This is a genomic window from Puia sp. (assembly GCF_035546395.1).
In the GTDB taxonomy this organism is placed as follows: domain Bacteria; phylum Bacteroidota; class Bacteroidia; order Chitinophagales; family Chitinophagaceae; genus Puia.
The window spans coordinates 50,535-77,497 of record NZ_DASZXR010000018.1; the positions used below are offsets into that span (position 1 = coordinate 50,535).

Genomic DNA, 26,963 nt, shown 5'->3' on the forward strand with positions numbered 1-26,963 from the left:
GCCACACGCCGCTCTTCGAACTTCGTCGGAGCTGCTTCGACACGCTCCTCCTCGTTCGGGTCCTTCGCTTTCGCTCGGACCCCTAGCGGTTCGGCTGCGGCGTGTAGCGCAAGTAAGGCTTCACCACCTTCACCCCCTTGGGGAACTTCTTCTGCGCATCTTCCGTCGAGATAGACGGCACCACGATCACATCCTCACCTTCCTTCCAGTCCGCCGGCGTCGCCACGCTATGGTTGGCCGTCAGCTGCAGGGAGTCGAGCACGCGAAGCACCTCGTTGAAATTACGACCCGTCGAAGCCGGATAGGTAATAATGAGCTTTACCAGCTTATCGGGGCCGATGATCACCAGCGAGCGAACCGTAGCCGTCGCCGATGCATTCGGATGGATGAATTCATACAACGTGCTCACCTTACGATCTTCGTCCGCGATTATCGGGAACTCCACGCTGCAATTTTGCGTCTCGTTGATATCCTTGATCCAACCCAGGTGTTTGTCAACGGGGTCGACGCTCAGCGCCAGCACCTTCGTCCCTCTTTTGGCGAACTCGTCCTTCAGGCTGGCCGTCCGGCCCAGTTCGGTCGTACACACAGGCGTATAGTCGGCAGGGTGAGAAAAGAGAATGCCCCAGGAATCACCCAGAAATTCGTAGAAGTCGATGTCGCCAATAGACGTTTTGGCCTGGAAGTTTGGCGCTTTGTCGCCGAGACGTAAACTCATATAAAATGTTTAGAGAGTGAAAAAATCCGCCGACATCGGGTGACCCCGGTGTCCCAAACGGACGGTAAAGATATTAATTCCCTATCAAAATAGTAGACTTAAATGTTAAATTTTCCCGCCGCCCCTCACAGCGCGCCTGTTCCCTGCACCGATCCTGCAAGCCCGCATCAACGCAGCCTGGAAACAACCCGCAAGCCGCCCGTCCCCGGGGCACAGCCAATCACAACTCATTGTTTATCAAATCTCTTGATCATGACATAGTCCTCTACGGTCCGGTCGCCACCCATCGGCGTCAGCACCTCCGCCGTGACGGCATACCCATTCTTTCGGTAGAGCCCCACCGCCCCCTCGTTCTTCCGCAATACCAGCACCCTCACCCCCCGAACCCGCAGCTCCTCTGCCTCGCGGTGGATAAAATCCATCACCCGCTGACCGACTCCCCGGCCCCTCCAGTCCTTCAATAAATACAACTGCGTCAGGACCATCGTCCGATCTTCCTCGTGTAAGGCAAAATAGCCAACGACTTCACCCGCCATTTCCACCATATAATGCCGGTATCCCTCGCCCACCTGCGCCTCAAAGGCCTCCACGGTATGCGAGGTCTCGACCAGCCAGTCCCCGCACTCGGCCGGCAAATATTGCGCATAGAAATCCGGCACGATCCGCCGCCCCAACGCCTCCATCGTCTCAAATTGTTCGCGTGTGTATGCTGCAGTGATATTCATGGTCAGCTTATTCCTCCTCCTTCCCCGTCCGCCGCAAAAACCGCGACACCGCCTTCCCCTCACCTGAGTCCCGCTCCCCGCGCTCCGCCTGCTGTCCGCCCGCCTTCACCACCGCCCCTTTCCCCCACTTGTTCTTCACCTCGTCGATAGCCTTATACAGCTCCGTCTTCTTCTTCGTATCCTGGAAAAGGTTCGTCTGTATCGCCTCACCCGTCAATTCGCTCAGCCGCACCCCCAGCAAGCGGATGGGTTGCCCCTTCCGCCAAAGTTTATGGAACAGCTCCTTGGCCTTCGCGATCAGCTCGTCGTCACAGAAGGTATACGGAATGGTCACCTGCCGCGAGGTTGTTTCGAAATCCGGATACCTGATCTTCACCGCCACACACCCGGCCGTCTTATTATCCTGCCGCAATTCATACCCCACCCGTTCGGTCATCCGCACCAACTCCGCCATCAGGAAATCGACATCGGTCTTATCGGCTTCAAAGGTGTTCTCCGTCGAGATGGACTTTGCCTCGTGATACGGCACCACCTCGCCTTCATGGATGCCCCTCGACTTTGCCCACAGGTCGGCCCCGTATTTCCCGAACCGCTTCTCCAGCAACTCCATCGGCTGTTCGCTCAGGTCGCGGATGGTCTCGATGCCCATTTCCCGCAAGGACTGGTAGGTATGGTCGCCCACGCCGGGGATCTTATTCACCTTCAGCGGCGCCAGGAATTCCTGCTCCATCCCGGCCGGCACCTGGATATATCCGTTGGGCTTCGCCTCCTGCGTCGCGATCTTCGAGATCATTTTATTGGACGCCAGCGCAAACGAAATGGGAAGGGTCGTCGCCCTGATAATTTCCTCCCGCAGGTCGATCGTCCACCGATAAACATCAAAGAACCGGTCCATTCCCGTCAGATCGAGATAGAACTCATCGATCGACGCCTTCTCGAACAGCGGCGCCTTCGCCGCAATGATCTCCGTCACCCAGCGCGAATATTTACTGTATTCCCCCCGCGCATTCCCCACCACCGTCGCATGCGGACAAAGCCGCAACGCCGTCTTCATCGGCATGGCGCTATGAATGCCAAACTTGCGCGCCTCATAGCTGCACGCCGCCACCACGCCCCGGTCGCTGTGCCCGCCCACCAGCAAGGGCTTCCCCTTCAGGGAAGGATCATTGATGCACTCCACGCTGACAAAAAAAGCGTCCAGGTCAAAATGCGCGATATATCTCTGCGAACCCACGGTCAAATATACTAAAATTATTAGCTTTGTGTGCAAACAAAATTTTAAGTTCTCTTTTAGAGAACTTTCCAAATATTCTAACTACCTTTACTATGAAAATTCATTTGATCCGCAAAGAAACCATTGAAGACTACGTGATTGAGCATTCAGGAAGTCGCGCTTCCTTCAAGGATTTTCTCGAAAAGCTCAAATATGCCGATTGGGAGAAACCCACAGACATCCAGGCTACCTTTCCAGCGGCGGACCTGTTGGGAAAAAGCTGTAACCGTGTGGTCTTCGACATCGCAGGCAATTCGTATAGGATGATCGCTAAATACGCATTCGGCGAAAAAAGGGTTCACTTGTTTATATGCTGGATCGGCACACACGCAGAATACACCTCGCTGTGTAACGCCGTAATGCAATACACCGTAAATCAATTTTAAAATGTCAGAACTGAAATACAAAGTCATCGCCAACAAAACCCAATACAACGAGTACTGCAATAAGCTCGAAGAACTTGTATTCTCCGGCGATACCAAGGTAAAAGATGAGATAAGCCTCCTGACCCTTCTCATTGAAAAATGGGACGCGGACCACAATACCTTCAGCGACCTCGATCCGATCCAACTCCTTCTCGCCCTCATGAAGGACCACAAGCTAAAATCCAGCGACCTCGTCGCCATCCTGGGCGTCAGCAAAGGTTATGTCTCCGAGATTCTTCATTACAAGAAGGGACTCTCTAAAGATGCCATCCGCATCCTTGCCAGCCGCTTCAAGCTCTCCCAGGAAGCCTTTAACCGCCCCTACCCCCTCAAAAAGATCGACAAACCACAGTCCCATGCCCCGCGGGCGCGGAAGCCCAGGAGGAAAACCACTTCAGCCTAAATCCCACCCCGCTTCTTCAAAAGCCGGTTCAAACTCCTCAGCGTAATCCCCAGATACTCCGCCAGCTCCTGCTTACTGCAAGGCAGCTTCTCGCGTTCCAGCACCCCCATCAGTTGCTCCAGGTTATGTTCCAAGGTATTCAGCTGCTGTCTCGCCGATCGCGCCGCGGTACTGGCCAGCCGCAGGGCCATCAATTCCAGAATGGCCGCATTCAGCGCCGCATGCTTTCCCAACAAGTCCAAAAAACTCCCTTTATCCAGCGCAAATAATGACAGCTCGCTCATCGCCCGCACCCCCGACAGGGCCGGCATGGCGCAAATGGCCTCGAGCTCCCCAAGCGTCTCCCCTTCCCCCAAAAATTCGAGGATATATTCTTTATCAACGTCTTCCGCATAGGTGCATTTCACGATCCCACTCTTGATGACATAGACATTCGCCAGGACTTCCCCCTGTTCGATCACCCAATGGCCCTTTTGAAAATGCCGCAGCCGGATGCCTTGACCCGCGGCCTCCAGCTCCTGCACGATCCTTAATAGTACCGGACTTTTCCTGATCATAATGTTGGTCCTCCGGACAAATGTCCCAAATAAAAATCACCGCTGCAATATCTTTGGCCATGCGATCTATAATCATCTTCATCCTCCTCAGCCTCGCGTGCGCCATCAACGCCCAACCCCTGGCCATCCCCAACCTCCCCAAGATCGAACTCCACCTCCATATCGACTGTTCCCTCAGTTACGCCGTCGTACACCGGCTCGACCCAACCATCACCCCCGAAATCTATGATCAACAATTCATCGCCCCCGCCCGCTGTACCAACCTCGCCGACTATATCCGCCGCGCCGACCGGGAGATCGACCTCATGCAAACGCCACAACAATTACGCCTGGCCACCCTCGATCTCTTCACCCAGTTACGACGCGACCACGTTATCTACGCCGAAATGCGTTTCGCGCCCCTGCAACACTGCAAAAAAGGCCTCAGCCCGAAACAGGTCGTCGCCATCGTCGACAGCGCCGTAGCCGAGGGGATACAAAAAACAGGCATCCAGGCCGGCCTCATCCTCTGCACCCTGCGGCATTACTCAGAGGAACAAAGCATCGAAACCGTAAAACTCGCCGAAGAATTTCATCGTGGCAACAGACACGTCGTCGGCTTCGACATCGCCGCCGACGAAGCCGGCTACCCCATCACCCATCACATCGCCGCCTTTCAATACGCCCATGATCATGGCATACCCTGCACCGCTCACGCCGGCGAAGCAAAGGGCGCCGAAAGCGTCCGCGAAACGCTCGCCAACTTTCATCCGTCCCGTATCGGCCACGGCGTCCGCAGCGCGGAAGACAGCTCGCTCCTCCAGTACCTCCGTCAACACCATATCCATCTCGAGGTCTGCCCCACAAGCAATCTCCAAACCAACATCTACCCCACCCTCGCCGACCACCCGGTCGACCGGTTGTACCATCAAGGACTTTCCGTAAGTATCAATACCGACGGTCGGACCATCTCCAACACCACACTCGACCGCGAATACGCACAACTCGCCACCCAGTTCCACTGGACAAAAAAGGACTTCCTCACCTGCAACCTCGAAGCCCTCGACCACGCCTTTACCAGCGATGCCATCAAGGCCCGCCTGCGGGCCGTCCTCATTCAAGCCTATGGCAATGAGAGGCTCCCCAAAAAGTCCTCCACGAGCCGTTAAGGCCACTGGTTATGGAAATTCGGCGAATTCCCATCTTTATGGAAAATGGCCCCGTTTCCATGAAAAAGCTGATGCCCATCCTGGTCCTGCTCGTCACATCCGTCGCGGCACGGAGCAATATCAGCAAACCATATGTCAGCAGCAAAGGCGGCATCACCATCTCCTGGCTGGGTGACTATGGCGATACGCTAACCCAGCAAAGAATGCTCGACCATCTCGTGGACTTCATGCTGGATCACATCGCCAAACCACCCCGGCTAAACCTGTTCCTGGTATTGCCACCCATAGAAATCGCCACAAGGCATATCGGCAGACATCGTATCGATTTGGTCACCATCGGCTACGACAGCTTCGCCAACAAGGACAGCCTCAGTTTCGATCAACCCGTACAGCAGTGGCAAAAAGATATGTACGGTCTGACCGACTCCCCCTACCACAGGGTAGCCGACCTCTACGCCGGCGATTGGCCTGAAGTCCGTCCCCATCTGCAAGGCAAAGAGGGGCTGAAGATGTATTTTCAAGGTGAATTCGATTCGACAAAGAATTTCTACGACCATCTCCTGAGCCTCGTCGATTTCGCCGTAAGACATGTCAACGAGATCCAAACGCAACAAAAACGCCTCATCCTTCCCGCCAAGATGGCCCATGTCCACGTCTCCGTTCTCACCCTCGACACCGCCAGGTTGAACCGTATTCCCATCCGGCAATGGGGCTTCGATCCTTCGCCCCCCTCAAACCTTCGCCGCAACGGGTTCTTCATCGCAATAGGGGTTGCGCTCCTCGCCGCCACCTTCCTCCTGCTCCGGCGCCGAAATAGATCCCGGCCGCTGTAACAAGGTTGGTTTCCCCTTCGTCCTATCCCGGAACCGGCTCACCACCGGCATCGGCCGTTGCTATCCAAAAAACCAACTCCCATGCTCAAAAACTATCTTCTCACCGCCTGGCGGAACCTGACGAGAAGCAAGCTCTTCCCGGGCATCAACCTCTTTGGGCTCGCCATCGGCCTGGGTTGTTTCCTGCTCATTGCCCTCTATGTCCTCGATGAGCTCAGCTACGATCGCTGGAACACCAACGCCAACCGCATCTATAACAATGCATCGTCTTCCAGTTCACCATCTTCCTGTTCGCGGGTCTGTCCACATATGTTATCGCGCTGGTGACCGTGAGCTTCCAGAGTCTGAAAGCCGCCATGACCGATCCGGCAAAAGCGCTGCGCGCGGAATAGCTTCCGGAGCATTATCGGCCCGAAGATCCGGGGAACATCGCGAATTCGAGGGAATGCGTGTCCCGGTTATAAAATGCATACACCCATCTCCCGTTGTTGGCGAAAAGCCGGCCGGCTTGCGGCGGGATCTTTATTGATTTGCCATATTCCCCGATCCGGTCCCGGATATCGTCGGCGGCCTTCCCCGGTACGTGCTCCAGGGTAGCGGGGTCCACAAGCATTTTGAACCGTGTCGAATGGATCTCCGTATAATTAGGTACCCCCGGCCTGCTTACCGTTTCCTCTTTCCAGGACCCGATGGTAAGCCCCATTAGCCCGTCGTCCTCCGGGGCGGGCAACACCATTGCACTGCCATCCGTCATCTCGTACAGGAGATCATGGGTTGTTCCCAACGCCCGTGGGTGATCGTAATAATGATGGGGACCTTCCACGACGACGGGTGTATTCCTCAGGGATAGGTCTTCGTCTCCCCGCACGGAGAACTCCTTCAGCAGCGCCCCACTGGCAAAGTCCCTGATCTGTACATAGAGCCTGAGCTCGTCGGCCGAAACAAAATAGAGCCTGTTGTCGAGTAACATAGAATTATCTTCATAGCGCGGATGCGGCATGCTCAAGGTCGCCGCATTGTTATGCGTGATTGTCCTGAAGACCACTTTTTTCGTACGCATGCCGAAACCAAACACCGCCGTTACCCCTTTTTGCCATTTGTTCATCAGCAGGTACAGGGTATCGCCTCGCGCGTAGAGCTTGCTCGGGGCGGAAGCCCAGCCCATTTCCAGCCAATGGTCGGGATTCCCGACGGCAATATGGAGCTCGCGGTTGAAAAACCCATGGGCCGTCAGCGAGTTGAATAGTCCCGCTTCGAAGGTATAATGCAGGGTGTCCGCTGGCTTGTACCCACGAAAGTCGTATATAACGATTTGGTCGGTCTTCTTATTGATCGCAACAGAAAGGAAATGATCTCCACCATTCAGCTGCGCTACCGCCCGTTCGGAGTGCGGGCGGAAAGGCCATTTGAAGTCATTGGCGACGCCATCGGCAACGATCAATTCCACCTCGTGTATTTCGGCGGCGCCGGCAGACTCGAAATACGCGTGAACCCGACCCTCTTTTATGAACCCGCCGAGGAACTCCTCGCCCCGAAGACGCGTGAAATAAAACCGCCGGACGATCGCCTTCTGGTTGTCGAGTATGAAGGCGCGGATGCTGTCGCCATCGAAGAGGAGCAAACAATCCTGCTGCCTGGCGGCGTCGGAAATAACCTGTAGTTCGAGGGCGTTTCCCCGCCAACCGACGGGCTCTTCAATAAATTTTTCCTGGGCAGAGACGGATACGGCAAGGGTCAGGGCGCATAATAGAAGTAACGATCTCATAAGCTTCCAAGATACATCTTATGCCCCATAACCCGAAACCCCAACCCAAACGGCACAGGCGGCCTGTCGCCCGGCCCTTGCCGCCACGGACAAAAAATTAACTACAAATGTAGTTGCATAATTACAAGAATAGTTATATCTTCAATGCATGAAAGACATGAAACGTCTCTCCCCAAAAGAGGAAGCCCTCATGACCATCGTCTGGCGCCTGCAAAAAGCCTTCGCAAAAGACATCCGCGAAGCCCTGCCCAACCCAAAACCCCATATCAACACCGTGGCCACCATGCTCCGCCGCCTCAGCGACAAAGGCTTTCTCCGCTATGAAGACTTCGGCACCACCTATCGATACGCCCCCGCCGTCAGCCAGCAGGAATACCAGAAAAAAGTCATAAAACCCCTGCTCAAAGGCCTCTTCGGCAACTCGATAAAAAACGCCGTCGCCTTCTTCGCCCAGGAAGAAGAGATCAGTCCCGATGAATTAAGAGAGATCATCAAAATGATTGAAAAAAAGAAATGACATGATGTACGCGATCCAGGCCAGCCTCACGCTGGCCATATTATACAGCCTCTATTGGCTCGCCTTCCGGCGCTCCGGCCTTCACCGATTTAACCGCCTGGTGCTTATCGGCATCGCCGCGGCCTCCCTGGCGCTCCCGATGCTCGCCAGCCTGGCGCCCGATCTCATGCCCCCACCCCATTTCAGGGCCGACGGTTTCGTCAAATACAGCCCCTCCCCCTCCCTATCCACAGCCATTACCCAACCGGACTCCCAAAAACGCAACCTCGGCCCGGTGGTCATCGCCGGCGTATACGGCTTCGGCACGGCGATCTTCCTCATCCGGCTCATCGCTCCCCTCCTCGCCCTGCGGCAACTCATCCGCAAAAGCCCGACCCATCACTCAGCCGAATACACCCTCGTCCGGCTGGACCAACCCTCCCCACCCTTCTCCTTCTTCCGGTATATCTTTCTCCACGAAAAGGATTACACCCAAACCCAGCAAACCAACATCCTCCTCCACGAACAGGCGCATATCCGGCAACACCATACCCTCGACATCCTTTTCATGGAGTTATATACGGTGCTATTCTGGTTCAACCCCTTCGCCTGGCTGCTCAACCGGCAAACAAAGCTCAACCTGGAATACCTCGCCGACCAGCAGATGCTACAGGCAGGCATCGAACCAAAAGAATATCAATACCAGTTATTGCAAATGACCATCGGTCCCTCCTTCACCCGGATGGCCAATTATTTCAATCGATCCCATCTTCAAAAACGTATCGCCATGATCAACAACAACACCCGCCGCACTAATCGCTGGAAGTACCTGCTCTTCGCGCCCGTCCTCGCCGTTCTGACCCTCTTCCTGGCCACCGGCAAGGCCCAGGCTCCGTCAAAGCCCGATCGCAGCGACATCTACCTCGTCATCCGATCCAACACCCCCGAAAGCGTCCTGCGCCAGGCAACCACCGAGCTGGCCACGGACGGCATCACCCTTTCCTTTAGCCATCTCGGCTTCACTACCGATCACCAGATCTCCGGCTTCCACATAACCGTTAGTCAAAACGGTCAAACCCTTGAAGATCTGGCGATGGATTCCAACGGCCAGCCCCTGAGCGAGCCCGTCGTCTTCTACTGGCTCCGCAGCCGCAACGGCAATCCCACGCTCACGCGCGGCCTCCCCGGAAACATTGACGAAAAGGATCGCACCACCATGCAGAACCTCAGTGGTCTCCTCCGCAAAGGGCCCGGCAGGGGCGAGATCGAGCTCCACGGCTCCGCGCGCATCGGAAACTAAATATTATCTTTAGTGGGCAAAGCCCATACCATGCCCATCAACCTCGTCTTCGTCCACGGCTGGAGCGTCACCAACCTGAACACCTATGGCCAGTTACCCGTAACTCTCCGCACCGCGCTCGCCGCAAACACCGGCGAAGCCGCCAATATCCATGAGATCTGGCTGGGCCGGTACATCAGCTTCCACGACGAAGTGAAGCTCGCCGACATCTCCCGCGCCTTCCAGGCTGCGGTCGACGACCAGCTCGCCCCGCTGATCGCCCAAGGCGAACGGTTTGCCTGCATCACCCACTCCACAGGCGGTCCCGTGATCCGCGACTGGTGGTTCCGGTATTGGAAAGACAACGCCAAGCCATGCCCGATGAGTCATTGCATCATGCTCGCGCCCGCCAACTTCGGCTCCGCGCTGGCGCGGTTGGGCAAGGGGACCCTCAGCCGGCTCAAATCCTGGATGGATGGCGTACAGCCCGGTCAGGGCGTACTGGACTGGCTCGAGCTCGGCAGCCAGGAAGCATGGGACCTCAACACCGATTGGATCGTTAACGCAAAAAGTCCCGCCGGCGCCAATGGCTTCTACCCTTTCGTCATCATCGGCCAATCCATCGATCGCAAGCTGTATGACAATCTCAACAGCTATACCGGCGAGATCGGCTCCGACGGCGTCGTCCGTTCCGCCGCGGCCAACCTCAACGCAAGCAAGGTCATCATAACACAGCAGGGCATGCAACAGGGCACACAGCAAGGCGCACAGCAGCGCACACAGCAGGGCGCACAGCAGGGCACGCAACAGGACACGCAGCAAGGCACGCAGCAAAGCAGCGAGCCCACGATCGAATATCACACCGCACCCGCCACCCCGTTTCTCATCGTCAAGGGCAAATCCCATTCCGGCAACGACAAGGGCATCATGAGCAGTGACGCCGGCCAGGAGCTTATCACCGCCATCCTCGCCTGCCTGCAAGTCACCACCGACGCCAATTACGAGCAGGTGATCACCACCTTCGCCGAACAAACCAACGCCAACCAGCAAACCGAACGCCTCGAACAAGTCACCGACCGCCTCATCACGCTCAACAAACGGTACTTCATCCACGATCGCTATTGCATGGTCATCTTCCGCGTCAGCGATACCGAAGGCAACCCGATCACCGATTATGATCTCCTCTTCACCGCCGGCGACAACAGTCCCAACCATCTCCCCGAAGGCTTCTTCTCCGACCGGCAGCAGAACAGCCGCCACAAGGAGACCGTCACCTATTTCGTCAATTATGATATTCTGAAAGGCGCCGCGCCCGTGATCAACGGCGAAAAACAGGTCCGCGATGCCGCCCCCGGCATCACCAGGCTCGGGCTGCAGGTCAATCCCCGCCCCGACGAGGGCTTCGTCCGCTATAGCCCCCTCGAGATCGTCGCCCAACCCGAATTCTTCGAAAAGATGGTCAAGCCCAACGGCACGATCCTCGTCGACATCCGCCTGCAGCGCCTCGTCAGCAAGCAGGTGTTCCGCCTCGAAGGCCCCCTCGGCACGGCGATGCCGGATAACAGGACCGGCGACTTCGCCGATGTAAAGGAAGGAGATGCGTTTATAGGGTAGGGAACCGGCAGCACTACTCCCGTCAAAATCCTTGCGACGCTCCGTTCAACCGCACCGCGACCCCCGGGCACCCCCCACTCAATGCGCCGGGATCGTCATCTGGCTCCTGTCCACCAATGTATACCGGCTGGGCACCGCAAACAAACTCCCGTTCGGCGGATTCGTATCCACCGCAATAAGGTCCATCGTCGTCATCAGACCGGGCATGTTGACCAGACTCTTCACCACGACCCCGGCACCACCGGCCGCCAACAATTTTGTTTCCTGTACAAATTCCGGTGTCCAATACAGATATCCTCCAGCTACCTGGATCCCCGGCGTCCCCAGGCTGGCCGTGACCCAGATCTCCCGCTTGCTCACATAGCTCCCCGTCTTTCCCAGCATTTGATAATGCGTGCAGGCATAGCCATTCACGGTCTCGGCCCCGATGGTCTGGACCGTCACCGTCGAATTCGTCGCCGCCGCCACCTGTTGAGCCATCGCCCCCGTATTCGGCATAATATAGGCCATCCCCGTCTTGTACTGCAAATGCGTCGTCTTGTGGGCTGCCAGATCGAACAGCAGGGTGTCCTGTACATTGACCACCTGGGTCGTATCGGTGTTGGACACGCTCCGCGCATCGACCCGCGCGTTATTTCCGTTCTGGTAATACACCATCGTTAGGGTGCTCGTCGGGTTGACGATCCGGTAGGTGAGCTTTCCCGAAAACTGCGCTTGAGCCGCCCGGCAGGCAAACAGACTTACAAGAGCGGCAAGGATGATTTTCATGGTTATAACTTTTCACCAATCTATCCATTCGCCAACCACCCGCAAGACCAAATCCATAACCGGTTGCCCGCATTGTATATCCGGCGCCCGCCGCCCCGGCAGGCGCCTCAGATCGGCTTTACAGGAACAAAATTTCCGTCCCAATAATCCAACTTCAATAAGAATTTCTTCTTCGCCGTCAGGCCAAAAACCTGGACCAGCGGCAACATAATAGCCGGGGATAGTCCGGCTCCTGCAGGGCAAAGGAACGATAGGAAAGGTAAACGCCGGGGGCAGCGCATGATCGCCGGGCAACGTCGACAGGGCCCGCCCCAGCGAATGGTCCCCGGCGACACTGTCCGTCATTGCCGAAAAAAGACTCCCGAACTGTTCGCCAAGTGGCCAGCCGGGAACAACCTGGATATCATATCTGGTGCTGGTGGTGATCATGCCGATCGTCGCGGTATCCGCCCGCCCGTCGACAAATTCGAGTCGCGCATACCGGCTCACAACCTTGTGGGAAGGCGTGCCGAAAAAAAACCGGGCCGTGTCCGGCTTCACCCCCCGCGGAGGCATCGCCGGCATCCGCATCGTCCGCGTTCTGCGCCATGGCGCCAAAACCGGAAAAGAGCAACAAGAAACTTAAAAGGGTGGTAAGAGGTATAACTCTGCCCATAATAGACTAAAAATAGGACAAATCAATCATTTCGTCCAAGGCACTTCGAAAGACACCCCACCCCGCGGCAGCGAATCATCGATAGATCTCCAGCAACCCATCCGGCAACTCCACATGCACCTCACGCTTCCGCGCATCCACCTTCCGCAACGTCTGCTCATGAACCGGGATCAGCGCCTCCTTCCCCTCCCAATCGATCCGGCACAACACCTGGTGCGGCTGCTCGATGACCTCGAGGATCTCCCCCAGGTCCCGCCCCGCGTCGAACAACCGGAACCCCACCATGGAAATAGGCGCCGACTTCCCCGCAAAATGCCCGAAGTCCCGCTCGGTCAGCCACACCTCCTTCTGCACCACCCGCCGCGCCGCCTCCTTCGTATCGAGCCCCTCGAGCTTCACAAAAATCTCCTCGTCACTCTTCACGCGCGTCTCCTGGATAAACCAGGGCAATAGCTCATCCTTCCGCTCCTCGAGGAAGATCGCCTTCAAACCCTTCAAACTCGTCTTGCGCCCCAACCGGTGCAGCAACACCAGCTCACCCTGCAATCCATGCACGGCCACCAGCTTACCAATATTGCGATAATTTTCAGCCATAATGAGCCATAATAAAAAACAGGAGGCGCAAACCTCCTGTCGAATTTGATTTTTTGAGCCATCGGCGAAATCTACGCTTCGGCAGAAGCCGCAGGTGCACCACCTTCAGGCTTCCGTTCCGGCCGCTCAACCCTTCTGACGGGAGCACCGCCAGGACCTCTACGACCCGGACGCGCCTTCCGATTTTCTTCCTGGCGCTTCTTCATTTGAGCTTCGTGCTCGCCATGCCACTTCTGGAATTTCTCCATCGCAGCGGCATCATCGAATAACCCGAGCTTTACCCCACGCAGGAGGTGCTTCAGGTAGAGAACACCTTTGTAAGAAAGGATGCGGCGTACCGTATCCGTCGGCTGAGCACCCTTGTGCAGCCAATCAAGCGCCTTCTGGCGATCGAGCTGAACCGAAGCAGGAACTGTCAAAGGATTGTACGTACCGATCTTTTGGATGAACTTCCCATCTCTGGGTGCACGGGCATCGGCTACTACGATGAAGTAAAACGGACGTTTCTTAGACCCGTGGCGTTGCAGTCTGATTTTAACTGGCATTTTAAATAGAAATTTAAATGCGTGAAATAATAAGGTTACATTCAAAATTGGGAGTGCAAAAATAGGCCTCCCGTATCAGATTTCAAAAATAATACTTAACGATTTAAAGAGCGAATGTTGCAGGGAATTTTTTACCAGCGGCAGCCAACTTTAACGTTAACCCCAAATTTTTGCATTTTTCCCACCGAATCGGTCAAAAAATTGAACAAAAACGGCCGGAGGCCCATCTTCCTTCCCATCCCCGCGGGCATTCGGTGATTCACCGTCATCACGCGATTCTGCGAAAAGTCGCGCTCTTCCGGTGAACATCTCACCGTCTGGCCTTCGGCCCAAATGCCCCAACGGGCATTTTATTCATCATTTTCATCATCTGCTTCATCTGCTCAAACTGTTTCAAAAACGCGTTCACCTCCGTAATATCCTTCCCCGCCCCGCGCGCCAACCGCTTCCGCCGGCTCTGGTCGATGACATCCGGATTATTCCGCTCAAAAGGCGTCATCGACTGGATAATGGCCTCGATGCCCTTGAATGCATCGTCACTGATATCTATGTCTTTGATAGCCTTCCCAACGCCCGGGATCATCCCCATCAGGTCCTTCAAATTCCCCATCTTCTTGATCTGCTGCAGCTGTTGCATGAAGTCCTCGAAATCAAACTGATTTTTCCTGATCTTCTTCTCCAGCTTTTTCGCCTCCGCCTCATCGAACTGCGCCTGCGCCTTCTCCACCAGCGTCGTGATGTCACCCATGCCCAGGATCCGCTGCGCCATTCGCTCCGGATAGAACACATCCAGCGTGTCCATCTTCTCCCCGCTGCTGATGAACTTGATCGGCTTATGGACCGTATATTTTATCGACAGGGCAGCCCCGCCGCGGGTGTCGCCATCCAGCTTCGTCAGCACAACCCCCGTAAAGTCAAGGCGATCGTTAAAGGCCTTGGCAGTATTCACCGCGTCCTGGCCCGTCATGGAGTCCACGACAAACAAGATCTCCCCCGGATTCACGGCCCCCTTGATGGCCGCCACCTCGTTCATCATCGCCTCGTCGATGGCCAGGCGGCCCGCGGTATCGATGATCACCACATTCTTGTTCTTGCTTCGGGCCTCCTTTATCGCGTTTTGCGCGATCGCAACCGCGTCTTTGTTCTCCGGCTCACTATAGACATCCACGCCGATCTGCGAACCCAGCACCTTCAGCTGCTCGATAGCCGCCGGGCGATAGATATCATCCGCCACCAACAGCGGCGACAACCCCTTCCGGCCCTTCAGATAGTTGGCCAGCTTGCCCGAGAACGTGGTCTTACCACTACCCTGCAAACCCGCCACCAGGATCACCGCCGGGCTACCCTTGACGTTCAGCTCGCTCTCGCTGCCGCCCATCAGCTCCACCAGCTCGTCCTTGACGATCTTCACCATCTGCTGCCCCGGGCTTACCGCCGTCAGCACCTTCTGGCCCGTCGCCTTCTCCTTGATGGTATCGGTAAATTCCTTGGCGATCTTGAAATTGACGTCCGCATCGATCAACGCCCGCCGGATATCTTTCACCGTCGAGGCGATATTCAATTCGGTGATCCGGCCTTCGCCCTTTATCTGTTTAAAGGCCGATTCCAGCCTCTCGGATAAACTCTCGAACATATTGGAAATGAAGAGAGTGAATGTAAGCACGTTACATTCACTCTCGGGGGGACAAAATTAAGTAAATTTAATGTATCCGTCTAGTCAAATTTTAAGCATTTAAATTCCCAAATAGCTGCGCAACATCTTACTCCTGCTATTGCTCCGCAGCTTGGTGATCGCCTTATCTTTTATCTGCCGGACCCGCTCCCGGGTGAGGTTGAACTTCTCCCCAATATCCTCCAAACTCATCGGGTGATCCACCCCGATCCCAAAGAAGAAGCAAATCACCTCTTTCTGGCGCTCCGTCAACGTCTTCAGGCTACGGTCTATCTCCTGCTTCAGCGATTCCTTATGCTCGATATTCGTCTCGGCCCGCTCCGCATTCGGATTCTCCAGCACGTCGATGAGCGTATTGTCCTCCCCCTCCGACAGCGGCGTATCCATGCTCACGTGCCGGGCAGCGATCCCGAGCGTCGAAGACACCTCTTCGATATCCAACTCGAGAATTTCCGCCAGCTCTTCGGCGGAAGGCTCCCGCTCGAACTCCTGCTCCAGCTGCGAATAGGCTTTCTGTATGCGATTCGTAAGACCGACCTTATTGAGGGGAAGACGAACGATCCGCGACTGCTCGGCCAATGCCTGCAATATACTCTGACGGATCCACCAGACGGCATAAGAAATGAATTTGAAACCCCGCGTTTCGTCAAACCGCTGGGCGGCCTTGATCAGCCCCAGGTTGCCCTCATTGATCAGATCGGGCAGCGACAGCCCCTGGTTTTGGTACTGCTTGGCTACGGATACGACAAAGCGCAAATTGGCCTTTGTCAGTTTATCAAGAGCTTTTTGATCTCCCTGCTTGATACGGATCGCGAGTTTAACTTCTTCCTCGGGACTGATCAGTTCTACTTTCCCGATCTCCTGCAGGTACTTCTCCAAACTCTGAGATTCACGATTCGTTATACTCTTCGTGATCTTCAGTTGACGCATGCTCATAGGCAGAGGTCTTTAAAGGGTTTTTAGGTTTTAAGGCTACTTTCAACAGGCCCCCCAAAAGGGAGGTTTTAGCATCAAAAAATGTCTTAATGTATTAGTATTAGTAAAAACGAATAAAAAGTCCTTTTCTTGTATCAAAAAGTCGTCAACTGATTCCGGTGTAGATATGTCTACCAATTTACCATTTTTGGGCGCCATCACCAATTTTTTTAACAAAACATTGACAATCAATACCGGATGGTTAAAATTTGATTAAAAACTACCCATTTGCCATAGTGATTTTTACCTGAAATAAAATTTTGATGGATGGATTTTTTTTCTATCATTGCGCTTGATCGATATCAAAGATTCAAATGCAATAGATGACGAAGAAACAACAATTTACACTGGAGTATCCGGTCAGATGTTCACCCTCGATCTTATACGAATTTTTAAGCACCCCGGCAGGTTTGCAGGAGTGGTTTGCAGATAAAGTAGACGAACGGGATAATGTGTTCAGCTTTTCCTGGAATGGTACGACCGACAAAGCGGAAGTAACCGAAAGCGAATTCGAAAAGTTCATCCGTTTCCACTGGATGGACGCTCCCGTCGAGGAGTTCTTCGAGTTCCGCATCGAAAAGTCCGAAGTGACCAACCAGACCATTCTCGTGATCAAGGACTTTGCGGGCAAGGGTGAAGTAAAGGACCAAAGCCAGCTCTGGAGCTACCAGGTGAAGGATCTCTTTCACCGGCTCGGCAACTAACGTCTTTGCACGTCTATTTGCGAATCGCGCACGGTAAACAGCTAAAACAACACGCCTATGAGGGTTTTGAACATGCTCAACAATTCCGCAGGCGCGTCCTCCCAACGGTGAAGCCCAACCGCCGAAGAAAGCTTTAAGAAATCCACATCGTCCCGCACCAGGTCCACCCCTCCGCTTACCTCTCTGTAATTTTCCGGCACATGCTCGTGCCGCCACTCGTCATCCGATACCCCCATATGAAACCCCGCGGCCGCCAGCTCCGCCCACCGTCCCTGCACCATCGGCAGGAACCGATCCCGGTATCCCCCCTTCAAATGCAGGGTCACACTAAAGGCATGCCCCCACCAGAACAGGGTCCGGATGGCAAACACCTCCTCCTTCCCAAAATACCGCGGGTAATCGAGCATCACCCAGGGCAAGCCCCGGTAATTCTCCCCCCGGCTGATCTTGGGCTCAACCCCCTCTTCTTTCCATATCTTTTGATATTCCCCGCTCAGGCCCCCAAACATTTCTATCACCTTGGCCATCACCGAATTCTTCGTTAAAATGACCCCCGGATCGGTCACCAGCCGCATTTCCTCTGGGGAAAGATGTACCTTCGCGTAGCTCATACCATAAAGATAAGTCACTCGTGCTCAGCCGCCTGTTCAAAAAGTTAGATATCCTGATCATCAAGGCCTTCATCGGCCCCTTCCTCGCGACCTTCTTCGTCACCCTCTTCGTGCTGGTCCTCCAGTTCATGTGGCTGTATATCGATGACTTCGTCGGCAAAGGCCTCGATACCTTCACCGTCCTCCGCATGCTGATGTACGTCGCCGCCACCACCGTCCCCCTCGCCCTCCCCCTGGCCGTCCTGCTCTCTTCGATCATGACCCTGGGCAATCTCGGCGAAACCTACGAGCTGGTCGCGATCAAATCCGCCGGCATCTCCCTGCTCCGGTTCCTCCGTCCCCTCTTCGTCGTCTCCTTCGTCATCACCTGCATCGCCTTCTACTTCAACAACAATATCCTTCCCTATGCCAACCTCAAGATGAATACCCTCAAATACGATATCATCGTATCCAAACCCGCATTCGCCATAAAAGAAGGGGTATTCTATGACAAGATCGAAGGCTTCGTTATAAAGATCGGCAAAAAGGAACGCGACGACTCCACCATCCGCAACGTCGTCATCTACGAACAGAACAACAACGGCCAGCAGGACAATATGATCGTCGCCGACTCGGGCACGATGGTCGTCAGCCCCGACAAACAATCCCTCATCTTCACCCTCCGCTCCGGATCCCGCTACCAGGAAAAGATGGAACGCGGAAGCACAACCGGGTCCGAACTGATCCGCATGTCGTTCAAGACCTACAAAAAAGTGCTTGACCTTAGTTCCTTCCGGATGAACAAGACCGACGACAGCACCTTCAAGGATAATTACCAGATGAAGAGCGTCATTCAGCTGGCAAAGATCATCGACAGCATCAAAGGGGTCGAGAACCGCTATGCCCGTCAGGCCTCGCAAGGCGTCAACATGGGCATGAAATTCCCAGCCTATCTCGACACTACGGGCTGGGACGCCATCGATAAGAAACCCGTCTACTCCCATTATCTGTTGCCCATCGACAGGGTGCGTGACACGCTGCGCCGGGAGTGGGCTGTCGCGCTCCGTCGCCAGGATTCCACCGACCGGGCGCAGGACTCGATCCGTAAAAAGCAGGATTCGCAACGCCTCGCTCAGGAAGCGCTCCAAAAAGAACGCGACAGGAGCAACCCCAGCGGCGGAGCCTCCTCAAACGCGACAGGCAGCACCCCCGCAAACACCGCAAGCGCCCCCGCACCCCTGAACACCAACACCCCGCCCGGCCAGGCCCCCGGCCAGGCCAGCCGCGTCCCCAGGACCGCCCCGGACCCGCGCTTCAGCGACCTCCTCCCCGACAGCGTCCGCCTCACCGTTATGGATAAGGCCATCAATGCCATCAGTTCGGCAAAGGTCGCCCTCGTGCAACCCGTGACGCTCTATGCCGCCGAACAGAAAACCCTCCTCCATCACGAGGAGGCCTGGCACGAGAAGTTCACGATGGCCGTCGCCTGTATGGTCATGTTCCTTATCGGCGCGCCGCTCGGCTCCATCATCCGAAAGGGCGGCATCGGCATGCCCCTCGTGTTCGCCGTTATCTTCTTCGTCATCTTCTTCCTGTTGAATAACTTCGGCCGCAAATTCGTAAGCCAGGCCGTTATGACCCCACTCGCCGGGATGTGGATGCCGACCTACGTATTGACCCCGATCGGCCTCTTCCTGGTATACAAAGCCCTCAACGACTCCCAGCTGTTCAACAAGGAATTTTATTTCCGGTTGACGAAGAAAATCAGACCTTTGTTCACCTTAATCGGCAAATGGACAAAGCGAAAGAAAATATCTCCATCCAACGTTGGGTAGCCATCATCGGTACCGGGCTTTTCTTTCTGAAACTGATCGCGTATTACCTCACCCAAAGCGTGGCCGTCCTCACCGACGCCCTCGAAAGTACGGTCAATGTCATCGCAGGCTTCATCGGCCTGTATAGCCTGCACGTCGCGGCAAAGCCCCGGGACGAGGATCACCCTTACGGTCACGGCAAAGCGGAATTCCTCTCCGCCGCAGTCGAAGGCGCGCTGGTGGTCATGGCCGGCCTGATCATCATCTACGAAGCCATCATCACCCTCATCCATCCCCATCCCCTCCAGAAGCTCGACCAGGGCATCTATCTCGTTGCGGCCACGGCCGTCGTCAATTTCATCGTCGGCGCCGTCTGCGTCTCGAAAGGCCGCCGCAACAATTCCATGGCCCTGCAGGCCGGCGGCAGGCATCTCCAGTCCGACACCTGGTCCACCGTCGGGATCATCGTCGGCCTCATCCTCATAAGATTCACCCGCCTCCCCTGGCTCGATGGGGTCGTATCCATCATCTTCGCCGGCATCATCCTCTACACCGGCTACCATATCCTCCGCAAAAGCGTCGCCGGCATCATGGACGAAGCCGACATGCAACTGCTGCAGGAGATGATCACCTATGTCAACCAACACCGCCGGAAGAATTGGATCGATCTGCACAACCTTCGCGTCATCAAGTACGGTGGTCTCCTCCACGTCGACTGTCACCTCACCGTGCCCTGGTACCTTAACGTCCTCGAAGCGCACAAAGAGGTGGAGGCCCTCACCGGGCTCATCAAGTCCCGTTTCGGCGAAGCCATGGAATTCTTTGTCCACACCGACGCCTGCACCGATTTCGCCTGTCATATCTGCACCAGGGAAGAATGCCCCGTCCGCAAACACGACTTCGAAGAGCGCATCGAATGGACCCTCGGCAACGTCGTGGCCAACAAACGCCACGGAAGTCCCCGCACCGGCAAAGATCAGCTCGCCCTCGAATTCCCCGGCGACTACGACCGCGATAACATCCAGGCGAATTGGGAGAAAATGAAAAAGGGAAGATAAAGAGTACTATAAAATCCCCGAATTAGATAACTCCTTGCCGGTAGCATCCAATAGCTTTGTAGCGTTTACCCAATTCCTTACCTACAAACGGATGCGTATGTACCAGTCCATCGATAATGCAGTCGCCGCGTGCATCACCCTCACGCCGGAAGAACGGCTTGTTTTCCATTCGCTGCTCAAATTCCGGAAAGCCCGCAAACGCACCTGGCTGCTGCAGGAAGGCGAGGTCTGCAATTTCGAAGCCTTTATCGTAAAAGGATGTATCCGGGTTTTCTACTGTGATGACGCCGGCGCGGAGATCAACCTCCACTTCGCCGTCGAAGGCGGCTGGGTCAGCGATCTCCAAAGCTTCAGCCAACAGTCGCCCTCCACGATGTTCATCGAGACGCTCGAAGACTGCGAGCTGTTCGTCCTCGACCATCCCGCCAAGACCGAGCTCCTCAACCGGATTCCCCGCTTCGAACGCTTCTTCCGTCTCCATCTCCAAAGCTCCCTCATCACCCTCCAAAACCGCTGGCATGCCCTGCTGGCCCACACCGCCGAACAACGCTACAACGCCTTCCTCGATCATTACCCCGATATCGCCCGCCGCGTCACCCAGATCCAGATCGCCCGCTATATCGGCGTGTCGCCCGAATTCCTGAGTAAGATGCGGAGCCTGATGTATCGCCGGGAGAGCTGACACGCCGACTTACCCGCCTATCAATGCACAGCACTCCCTTCTCTTCATGAGGATATGATCCCCATTCACCGCGCAAAGGACTGTCTGTTCGGGATCGCCATCGCACACGGAAGAAGTCTCGTCCAGCTCCATTCCTTTCGTTTTGGCAATAGATTGAAGCGCATGATTAAAGGCAAGGACATGGGCTTTTTGCTTCGTCGGCTTTAAGGAGATCATCATCGGCTTTCCGGCGGGAGTGGCTTTGCCTGCCGCTTTCAGCAGGACTTTTGCATGCTTGCTAAGCAATTTTTCGGTAGCGCTGAGCTTTTTAGCACCTTTCTTCTTAGCCGCTTTTTTGGCAGTTTTTTTTACAGCTTTCTTCGCTTGTTTTTTGGGAGTAGACATATGATTGTTTCTAATTTTGTCGGGGTGATACAAATATCCGGATACTAACGGTAGTACCCGTCGGATTGCCCGATGCATCGAGGACGGTTGCCTTTATGACGATATAGGCGCCGGTCGTCGGATCGGTTAGCTGCGGTGGAAAATAGACCGTTGACACAATGGAACCCGTATCCATGGTCACCACCGGCGAGATAAATGACCCCCCCGCAGGGCTATTGGTGCCATCGGCAAAATCCGAGAATTGTACTTTTACTCCCTGCGACACCATCCCTCCATCGCTGTTGCGAAGCCTCCCCGAAATCGTTACCTGCGCGCCAAATTCATTCGTCACCGTATAGGTCGAAGGGGTCAGTTGGATAGTCGAAGCCGTCGAAGGAGCAAGCGTTAGATACAGATAGTCTGTTTGCTGTGGCACCGTCGAAGTACTCGCCGAAAGGGTATCCAGCCCGCTCCGGAGCGAAGCATGCCAGGTGACGACAGCAGTGATCTTTCCGACCGTAACGTCCGTCCGATTGGCAAAAACAGACATCGTATCCGCCCCGTTGTCAAAAAGACCTGAGCTGGCCTTGAAAGTCACGCCGCGGAAAGCGGCCAGCGCGTCAACCGGCAAGTCGGCATAAATAAGGTCCTGTGTGCTGCCGTCCGCCAGGGGTGTGTTGCTGGCTGCATGAATGGAAATGACATCCTTTACATTCAGGTGCTTCTGGCAACTCCAGAGCACACCCAGTGTAAGAACAAAGACGACAAAGCAGGTATATATCGAATGACGTCGCATATTAGAATAATTTGGCTTTAGCATCCTGGAACCATTTGGCGAGGTCCAGGTCGAGAGAAAGAGCTACCATCGGCCCGACAGTAACCCGTTGCGGCAGCAAAGGATTGGCATTGTCCCTTCGATATACAAGACCGCCAAACGTAACCCGGAACGCCCGGCTACACCGATAGGCAATACCCCCCACCGCGGAAAGACCTTTTACAAGGTCGGCAGTGCCCTGGCGGGTAAGGGCGGAAGTCGTCAGTCCCACCACCGCGGACAAATGATGCAGGAACCGCTTATTTTGGATCGCATTCAAAGGCTGCGACTTGTCGATCGCGACAAAGCTGAAGTTCACCCCGAGATAGGGTAGTAAGGTATAGGTGCCTCGATTGTTGACGAAGGTGAACGAATTGGCCAGTCCGAAGTCGGCAATGATATAGTGACCTGAAGCCGTCTGAAGATCCTCCCCGGTAGGCGAAACACCTCCATAGGTCAGCTGTGCGGAAAAAACCTGCGGAATTTGATTTAACCGCTTCCTGACTGCGGAATAAGAATCCTTCATTGTCTTTATTCGCTTTTCGATGACAGGCAATACATCATAGACAGCGTTGTATACAATTCTTTTCACGCTATCGCTGAATCTGTCGGCAAAGGAGCTGAGATGGAAGAAATAGCTGATATTAACCAGGGACTTTTTCAATCGTTTGAAGTTCTCGATTCGCTTTTGTATTTCATTCATATCCAGCCGTTCAAAAGGCTCGAATTCCTGGATATTATTCAGACCCGCGGAAACATCGGGTATGAAATCATGGACATTCAACAGAGTTTGCAGAGGGATCAGGAATTGGGTGGAATCCGCGAAAAGTTCTTTGGCGACAAAATCCTTTTCGCAATTGCACTCGAAAAGATCGCTCATTTTGAACCCCGTGCCGCGAATGGTTTCCGCAATGGAGTACAGTCTATTCTCGACAACCGTATCCTTCGCGTTCAGTTGATCATACAAGGGCCGTAGCGAATTTTCGAATATTTGCAGGTATTGCTTAAATGAAATGGGCCAGCCAATAGGAATGTTGGAATGCTTGGCCGAAACATCGGCGTCAGCCTCGTCGAAATCCGACTGGGCGGCGGCCAGATCGCCATCATATATCTGCTGGTTTATGTGGTTGAACTTATCCAGATAGCCATTGCTCAGCTTCACAAAGAGGAATACCGCGAACGGCGTATTGGGAAGCATTTGACGGTCCACGTAGAATTTCAGGAATTTGATCCCCGCTACTTTCGGCGTGTCTTCCACAAAATAAGCATTTCCCAACTGCATCTGTGCATAGTGTTTGATCCGGGTATATCTTGTCTGATCCGAAGTGTCCCTCCGGTTGACTTTATAGATATCGATGGCGTCCAGTTCATCCAGCTCAAGCGTAGTATCCACCGGCAGAACGATAAAAAAGCTCCTGTCGAATGGCGCCGCCTGTTGTGCTACCCCCGAGTGTGGATCGAAATGGATCACGGGAACATTACTCTGTTGCGCCAACACGCCGGTGACTGCCCACAAACTGAAAACGACCAAAACCAGACGATAAAACAGCTTACTCCTTGTATGCCGGGTCATTTTTGGCTTTTTTTGCAGTTTTGGGATATTTGATATCGAACAAAATACCTGCTACGCCGCCCAGCGTGACCGTCGTATTCACGTCCCCAAGAAACCGCTCAGCCACGTTTTTTCGCAGGACCACGGCAGGAGCAGGGACAGTTGCAGTATAACTGTCATAAGAATATACTACCTGGTATCCCGCCGCTACCGGCTGAAGATAAAGTGTGGGCGCCACGGTCGCCCTGGGCAATTCGGAATACAGCTGGAGCAGCTTTTCGAAATTATCCCGGATGATCTGGACCGGACCGATCGCTCCCCATTGAAACTCATATTCGGACTGGGGGATGCTATACACCAGCAACGGGACCGGGTTCCCGACATTCAGATAATTGGAGATATTGTAATAGCCATTGCCCGTCTCTTTTCCCAATTTCAGGATATTGTTGTCGTTAATGGCAACGGTGTCGACAATTGCAACATGCGACTCGGGGAATCGCTCGATCACCAGTGCATCGATCAGGTCGGTAAGATTCTTGTCATTCGTCGCAGGAGATGCGTTACAGGGAGGAAAAACATCTCCTTTCAACGCTTTCCCAAGCGCGGCTTTGAAAGGTTCGCGAGATTTCAGGTCCTTCATTTTCCCGACGACAAGCGTTTTATAGGGACCTCCTCCTAGGACGATAGTCAATTGATAGGAAGTGTTTCCCCCATGCCCCGTTTCGGATGCAGTAACACTGTAGTTAACCCCACAGTAATTTAAGGTCCGGGTAGCATAATTCGCCAACCCTGCGAAATGGATTAAACAAAGAGCCATGACCGACAGTATCCGCCTCATAAGCGTTTTTTTCTGCAAAAACCGAAAAAACGCCGGTCCCGTCAACGGGAAAAACACCCATTTTTATTTCACCGCATGCTTCCGCCGGAACTCCTCCGGCGTCACTCCTTCATACTTTTTAAAAAACCGGTTGAAATAACTATTATCCTGGAAGTTCAGCTCATCCGCTATCTGCGCCCCCGTCATCCCCGCATTCGTCAACAGGCGCTTCGCCTCCAGCAAAACGCGGTCGCGGATGACCTCGCCCGCACTACGGCCCAACAGATGGCGGCTCAGCACGTTAAGATGATTGGGCGTGACAAAAAGCAGGGCGGCATATTCGCTGGGCAGCCGCATCGTCTTATAATTCTGGTCGAGCAGCTTGCGAAAGCTTCCCATCACCTGCTGCTTCTGCGTCGCTGCGGCAGGCAACGCCGGCCTGCCGGAAGCGATCCCCGACTGCACCCATAAAAACAGTTGCACCAGCTGCGCCCGAAACAGATCGGCCGCCGCCGAAGCCCGGTACTCCTCCGTCATCTCCCCCAGCAGCCCGGCCACCTTCTCCTGCACCGGCCCGGTCAGCCGCACCACGGAGTCCGTCGCATTGCCCGAAAAGAAGGAGAACCGATCGAGATAATTCGCGTCCAGCAAAAAACTCTTCAAAAACCCCTCGGAAAAATTCACCACATAGCCCGTTGGCACCCCCTCGAAATTCCAACTATGCACCTGCCCCGGGGTCATAAAATACACCTGCCCCGCCTCGACGGGGAATTGGGTGAAATCGATGCTATGCTTCCCTTTGCCGCCCCTAAAATACACCAGGTGATAAAAATTGTGGCGGTGAGCGTGGTGAAGATGGGGGGAGTGTCTGCCCAGGTAGGGCCCGAAGTCTTCGATCATGAAGTCAGAAGGATCAAGCGATGGGGCCGCCAGGTTGGAGATAGTATAAACAGGTATCTTTTCCTTTGCCATGACCCTGGCAAATTAGGCCTTTTTCAGCGTAACCAGCAGCACCGCCGCCCCCTCCGGGGCCACGACGACCAAACCGAGCCGGCACTACGATCGGCCCCGCGGAGCCAATCGTAGGCCGGGTCAGCCGGACCATTTATCGAAGATAATGCTTCAGCTCGGACGCCGCATGCCGGATCAGCGATCGGGTGACCGGCTCGTTGGCCAGCCCATTCAACATCCCCCAGTCATGGATCGCCCCGTTATACCGTACCGTGGTAACAGGTACCCCGGCCGCCTCCAGGTGACGACCATATTCTTCCCCCTCGTCCCGCAGGATATCGTTCTCGGCCACCTGAATCAACGTCGGCGGCAACCCCTTTAATTGTTCGACCGAAGCATTCAATAGGGACGCATGCGGCTCCTTCCTGGCCTCCAGGTCGGTGGTATACTGATCCCACATCCATTTCATCAACGGCGTGGTGAGGAACCGGTCGGCCCCAAATTGAACATACGACTTCTGGCCGAAGGTCGCATCGGCCACCGGCCACATCATGATGAGCCCGCTGATGGTCGGCCCCTTCCTTTCCTTCGCCATCAGCCCCGTTACTCCCGTCATATTCCCGCCGACACTGTTCCCGACAACAGCCAGCTTGCCGCCATCGACGTTGATCGATTTGCCATTCTCGGCCACCCATTTCGTCGCCGCATAGATCTCATTGATCGCCTGCGGATATTGCGCTTCCGGGGAGGGGGTGTAGTTGACGAAAACAGCCGCAAACCCCGACTCTACGACCAGGTCGCGAACCAGCCTCCGGTGGGTGGGATAGTCGCCCAGGATCCAGCCCCCGCCATGGATAAACATGAATACGGGCAGGACCCCGGTGGCGCCCTCCGGCCGGACGATGTTCAGTTTGATCTTGAACCCATCCGCCTCGATCTCCCTTTCATCCTCCTTGATCCCCGAATAATCAACGGCAAAAGCTTTTTGGGCATCGATAAGAACCTGGCGGGCGGCCAGTTTCGGCAGGCTTTCGACGGGTTTCCCGCCCGGAGCGTTGACGATCTTCAAAAACTCCCGCACCCCTGGGGCGAGATGCATGTCGGTCTGATAGTCGGCTACTTGCGTCGGCGCTGTGGTTGTGAGCGTACTCATAAAAATGAAATTAGATAGTT

30 protein-coding genes are annotated in these 26,963 nt (G+C 54.9%); 12 read left to right on the plus strand and 18 right to left on the minus strand.

Features of this window, described 5'->3' with window-relative positions; translation table 11 throughout:
- Nucleotides 1–82: 82 nt before the first annotated feature.
- The 3 genes from VHE34_RS25675 to dinB form a co-directional block, all read right to left on the minus strand.
- Nucleotides 83–718: a peroxiredoxin gene (locus VHE34_RS25675; protein WP_325593316.1), complete on the minus strand. Its 636-nt coding sequence runs from the start codon at nt 716–718 to the stop codon at nt 83–85.
- 227 nt (nt 719–945) lie between these two features.
- Nucleotides 946–1,443 (minus strand): GNAT family N-acetyltransferase, encoded by a 498-nt coding sequence (locus VHE34_RS25680; protein ID WP_325593318.1) that lies wholly within the window; start codon nt 1,441–1,443, stop codon nt 946–948.
- 7 nt (nt 1,444–1,450) lie between these two features.
- Nucleotides 1,451–2,677 (minus strand): DNA polymerase IV, encoded by a 1,227-nt coding sequence (dinB, locus tag VHE34_RS25685; protein WP_325593320.1) that lies wholly within the window; start codon nt 2,675–2,677, stop codon nt 1,451–1,453.
- A 92-nt stretch (nt 2,678–2,769) separates the two neighbouring features.
- Between dinB and VHE34_RS25690 the strand changes: the two genes are divergently transcribed.
- A complete protein-coding gene (locus VHE34_RS25690; RefSeq protein ID WP_325593322.1) occupies nt 2,770–3,102 on the plus strand; it encodes a type II toxin-antitoxin system HigB family toxin in 333 nt (110 codons plus the stop codon).
- 1 nt (nt 3,103) lies between these two features.
- Nucleotides 3,104–3,544, plus strand: a complete 441-nt coding sequence (locus VHE34_RS25695; RefSeq protein WP_325593324.1) for a transcriptional regulator — start codon at nt 3,104–3,106, stop codon at nt 3,542–3,544.
- Here VHE34_RS25695 and VHE34_RS25700 read toward each other — a convergent pair.
- Entirely contained in the window at nt 3,541–4,101 is a 561-nt protein-coding gene (locus tag VHE34_RS25700) for a Crp/Fnr family transcriptional regulator (RefSeq protein WP_325593326.1), read from the minus strand. The genes VHE34_RS25695 and VHE34_RS25700 overlap by 4 nt on opposite strands.
- A gap of 59 nt (nt 4,102–4,160) precedes the next feature.
- Between VHE34_RS25700 and add the strand changes: the two genes are divergently transcribed.
- The 3 genes from add (at nt 4,161) to VHE34_RS25715 (ending at nt 6,409) form a co-directional block, all read left to right on the plus strand.
- Nucleotides 4,161–5,249: an adenosine deaminase gene (gene add, locus VHE34_RS25705; protein ID WP_325593328.1), complete on the plus strand. Its 1,089-nt coding sequence runs from the start codon at nt 4,161–4,163 to the stop codon at nt 5,247–5,249.
- 59 nt (nt 5,250–5,308) lie between these two features.
- Nucleotides 5,309–6,082 carry a hypothetical protein gene (locus tag VHE34_RS25710; protein WP_325593329.1) on the plus strand — a complete coding sequence of 258 codons (774 nt, stop codon included), beginning with the start codon at nt 5,309–5,311 and terminating at the stop codon, nt 6,080–6,082.
- An 81-nt stretch (nt 6,083–6,163) separates the two neighbouring features.
- Entirely contained in the window at nt 6,164–6,409 is a 246-nt protein-coding gene (locus tag VHE34_RS25715; protein ID WP_325593331.1) for a hypothetical protein, read from the plus strand.
- Between the two features lie 76 nt (nt 6,410–6,485).
- Here VHE34_RS25715 and VHE34_RS25720 read toward each other — a convergent pair whose 3' ends face one another.
- Nucleotides 6,486–7,847 carry a hypothetical protein gene (locus VHE34_RS25720; protein ID WP_325593333.1) on the minus strand — a complete coding sequence of 454 codons (1,362 nt, stop codon included), beginning with the start codon at nt 7,845–7,847 and terminating at the stop codon, nt 6,486–6,488.
- Between the two features lie 148 nt (nt 7,848–7,995).
- Between VHE34_RS25720 and VHE34_RS25725 the strand changes: the two genes are divergently transcribed.
- Genes VHE34_RS25725 through VHE34_RS25735 form a run of 3 tightly spaced genes read left to right on the plus strand, consistent with a single transcriptional unit; the run spans nt 7,996 to nt 11,236 of the window.
- Nucleotides 7,996–8,364 carry a BlaI/MecI/CopY family transcriptional regulator gene (locus VHE34_RS25725; protein ID WP_325593335.1) on the plus strand — a complete coding sequence of 123 codons (369 nt, stop codon included), beginning with the start codon at nt 7,996–7,998 and terminating at the stop codon, nt 8,362–8,364.
- 1 nt (nt 8,365) lies between these two features.
- Nucleotides 8,366–9,643, plus strand: a complete 1,278-nt coding sequence (locus VHE34_RS25730; RefSeq protein WP_325593336.1) for a M56 family metallopeptidase — start codon at nt 8,366–8,368, stop codon at nt 9,641–9,643.
- 30 nt (nt 9,644–9,673) lie between these two features.
- Nucleotides 9,674–11,236 carry a hypothetical protein gene (locus VHE34_RS25735; protein WP_325593338.1) on the plus strand — a complete coding sequence of 521 codons (1,563 nt, stop codon included), beginning with the start codon at nt 9,674–9,676 and terminating at the stop codon, nt 11,234–11,236.
- Between the two features lie 78 nt (nt 11,237–11,314).
- Here VHE34_RS25735 and VHE34_RS25740 read toward each other — a convergent pair whose 3' ends face one another.
- The 6 genes from VHE34_RS25740 to VHE34_RS25765 form a co-directional block, all read right to left on the minus strand.
- Complete coding sequence (locus VHE34_RS25740; RefSeq protein WP_325593340.1) at nt 11,315–12,004, minus strand: DUF4412 domain-containing protein; 690 nt, start codon at nt 12,002–12,004, stop codon at nt 11,315–11,317.
- Nucleotides 12,005–12,016: 12 nt separating this feature from the next.
- On the minus strand, nt 12,017–12,601 hold the full coding sequence (locus tag VHE34_RS25745) for a hypothetical protein (RefSeq protein WP_325593342.1): 585 nt from the start codon (nt 12,599–12,601) through the stop codon (nt 12,017–12,019).
- A gap of 133 nt (nt 12,602–12,734) precedes the next feature.
- Nucleotides 12,735–13,253 (minus strand): ribosome maturation factor RimM, encoded by a 519-nt coding sequence (rimM, locus tag VHE34_RS25750; protein WP_325593345.1) that lies wholly within the window; start codon nt 13,251–13,253, stop codon nt 12,735–12,737.
- A gap of 71 nt (nt 13,254–13,324) precedes the next feature.
- A complete protein-coding gene (rpsP, locus tag VHE34_RS25755; protein WP_349255693.1) occupies nt 13,325–13,843 on the minus strand; it encodes a 30S ribosomal protein S16 in 519 nt (172 codons plus the stop codon).
- Nucleotides 13,844–14,108: 265 nt separating this feature from the next.
- Nucleotides 14,109–15,431 carry a signal recognition particle protein gene (gene ffh, locus VHE34_RS25760; RefSeq protein ID WP_325593347.1) on the minus strand — a complete coding sequence of 441 codons (1,323 nt, stop codon included), beginning with the start codon at nt 15,429–15,431 and terminating at the stop codon, nt 14,109–14,111.
- Between the two features lie 99 nt (nt 15,432–15,530).
- Nucleotides 15,531–16,406, minus strand: coding sequence for an RNA polymerase sigma factor RpoD/SigA (locus VHE34_RS25765; RefSeq protein WP_333783483.1), 876 nt, complete (start codon nt 16,404–16,406; stop codon nt 15,531–15,533).
- A gap of 362 nt (nt 16,407–16,768) precedes the next feature.
- On the opposite strand from VHE34_RS25765, the gene VHE34_RS25770 reads away from it, so the two are divergent.
- On the plus strand, nt 16,769–17,149 hold the full coding sequence (locus VHE34_RS25770) for an START-like domain-containing protein (RefSeq protein WP_325593349.1): 381 nt from the start codon (nt 16,769–16,771) through the stop codon (nt 17,147–17,149).
- Nucleotides 17,150–17,190: 41 nt separating this feature from the next.
- Here the strand turns inward: VHE34_RS25770 and VHE34_RS25775 are convergent, their stop codons facing one another.
- Entirely contained in the window at nt 17,191–17,760 is a 570-nt protein-coding gene (locus VHE34_RS25775) for a hypothetical protein (protein ID WP_325593351.1), read from the minus strand.
- Between the two features lie 20 nt (nt 17,761–17,780).
- On the opposite strand from VHE34_RS25775, the gene VHE34_RS25780 reads away from it, so the two are divergent.
- From VHE34_RS25780 to VHE34_RS25790, 3 genes are all read left to right on the plus strand, one after another.
- A complete protein-coding gene (locus VHE34_RS25780; RefSeq protein ID WP_325593353.1) occupies nt 17,781–19,574 on the plus strand; it encodes an LptF/LptG family permease in 1,794 nt (597 codons plus the stop codon).
- The gene (locus tag VHE34_RS25785; RefSeq protein WP_325593355.1) at nt 19,532–20,611 is read left to right on the plus strand and encodes a cation diffusion facilitator family transporter; all 1,080 of its coding nucleotides are present in this window, start codon (nt 19,532–19,534) and stop codon (nt 20,609–20,611) included. Before VHE34_RS25780 ends, VHE34_RS25785 begins: the two co-directional genes overlap by 43 nt.
- A 97-nt stretch (nt 20,612–20,708) precedes the next feature.
- Entirely contained in the window at nt 20,709–21,293 is a 585-nt protein-coding gene (locus VHE34_RS25790; RefSeq protein WP_325593357.1) for a Crp/Fnr family transcriptional regulator, read from the plus strand.
- 9 nt (nt 21,294–21,302) lie between these two features.
- Here the strand turns inward: VHE34_RS25790 and VHE34_RS25795 are convergent, their stop codons facing one another.
- From VHE34_RS25795 to VHE34_RS25820, 6 genes are all read right to left on the minus strand, one after another.
- Nucleotides 21,303–21,677: a hypothetical protein gene (locus VHE34_RS25795; RefSeq protein WP_325593359.1), complete on the minus strand. Its 375-nt coding sequence runs from the start codon at nt 21,675–21,677 to the stop codon at nt 21,303–21,305.
- Between the two features lie 10 nt (nt 21,678–21,687).
- Nucleotides 21,688–22,452 carry a hypothetical protein gene (locus VHE34_RS25800; RefSeq protein ID WP_325593361.1) on the minus strand — a complete coding sequence of 255 codons (765 nt, stop codon included), beginning with the start codon at nt 22,450–22,452 and terminating at the stop codon, nt 21,688–21,690.
- Nucleotide 22,453: 1 nt separating this feature from the next.
- Entirely contained in the window at nt 22,454–24,043 is a 1,590-nt protein-coding gene (locus tag VHE34_RS25805) for a hypothetical protein (protein ID WP_325593363.1), read from the minus strand.
- Entirely contained in the window at nt 24,021–24,713 is a 693-nt protein-coding gene (locus tag VHE34_RS25810; RefSeq protein WP_325593365.1) for a hypothetical protein, read from the minus strand. The genes VHE34_RS25805 and VHE34_RS25810 overlap by 23 nt, the downstream gene beginning before the upstream one ends.
- 210 nt (nt 24,714–24,923) lie before the next feature.
- Nucleotides 24,924–25,811, minus strand: coding sequence for a helix-turn-helix transcriptional regulator (locus VHE34_RS25815; protein WP_325593367.1), 888 nt, complete (start codon nt 25,809–25,811; stop codon nt 24,924–24,926).
- Between the two features lie 133 nt (nt 25,812–25,944).
- Entirely contained in the window at nt 25,945–26,943 is a 999-nt protein-coding gene (locus tag VHE34_RS25820; RefSeq protein WP_325593369.1) for an alpha/beta hydrolase, read from the minus strand.
- Nucleotides 26,944–26,963: the final 20 nt, after the last annotated feature.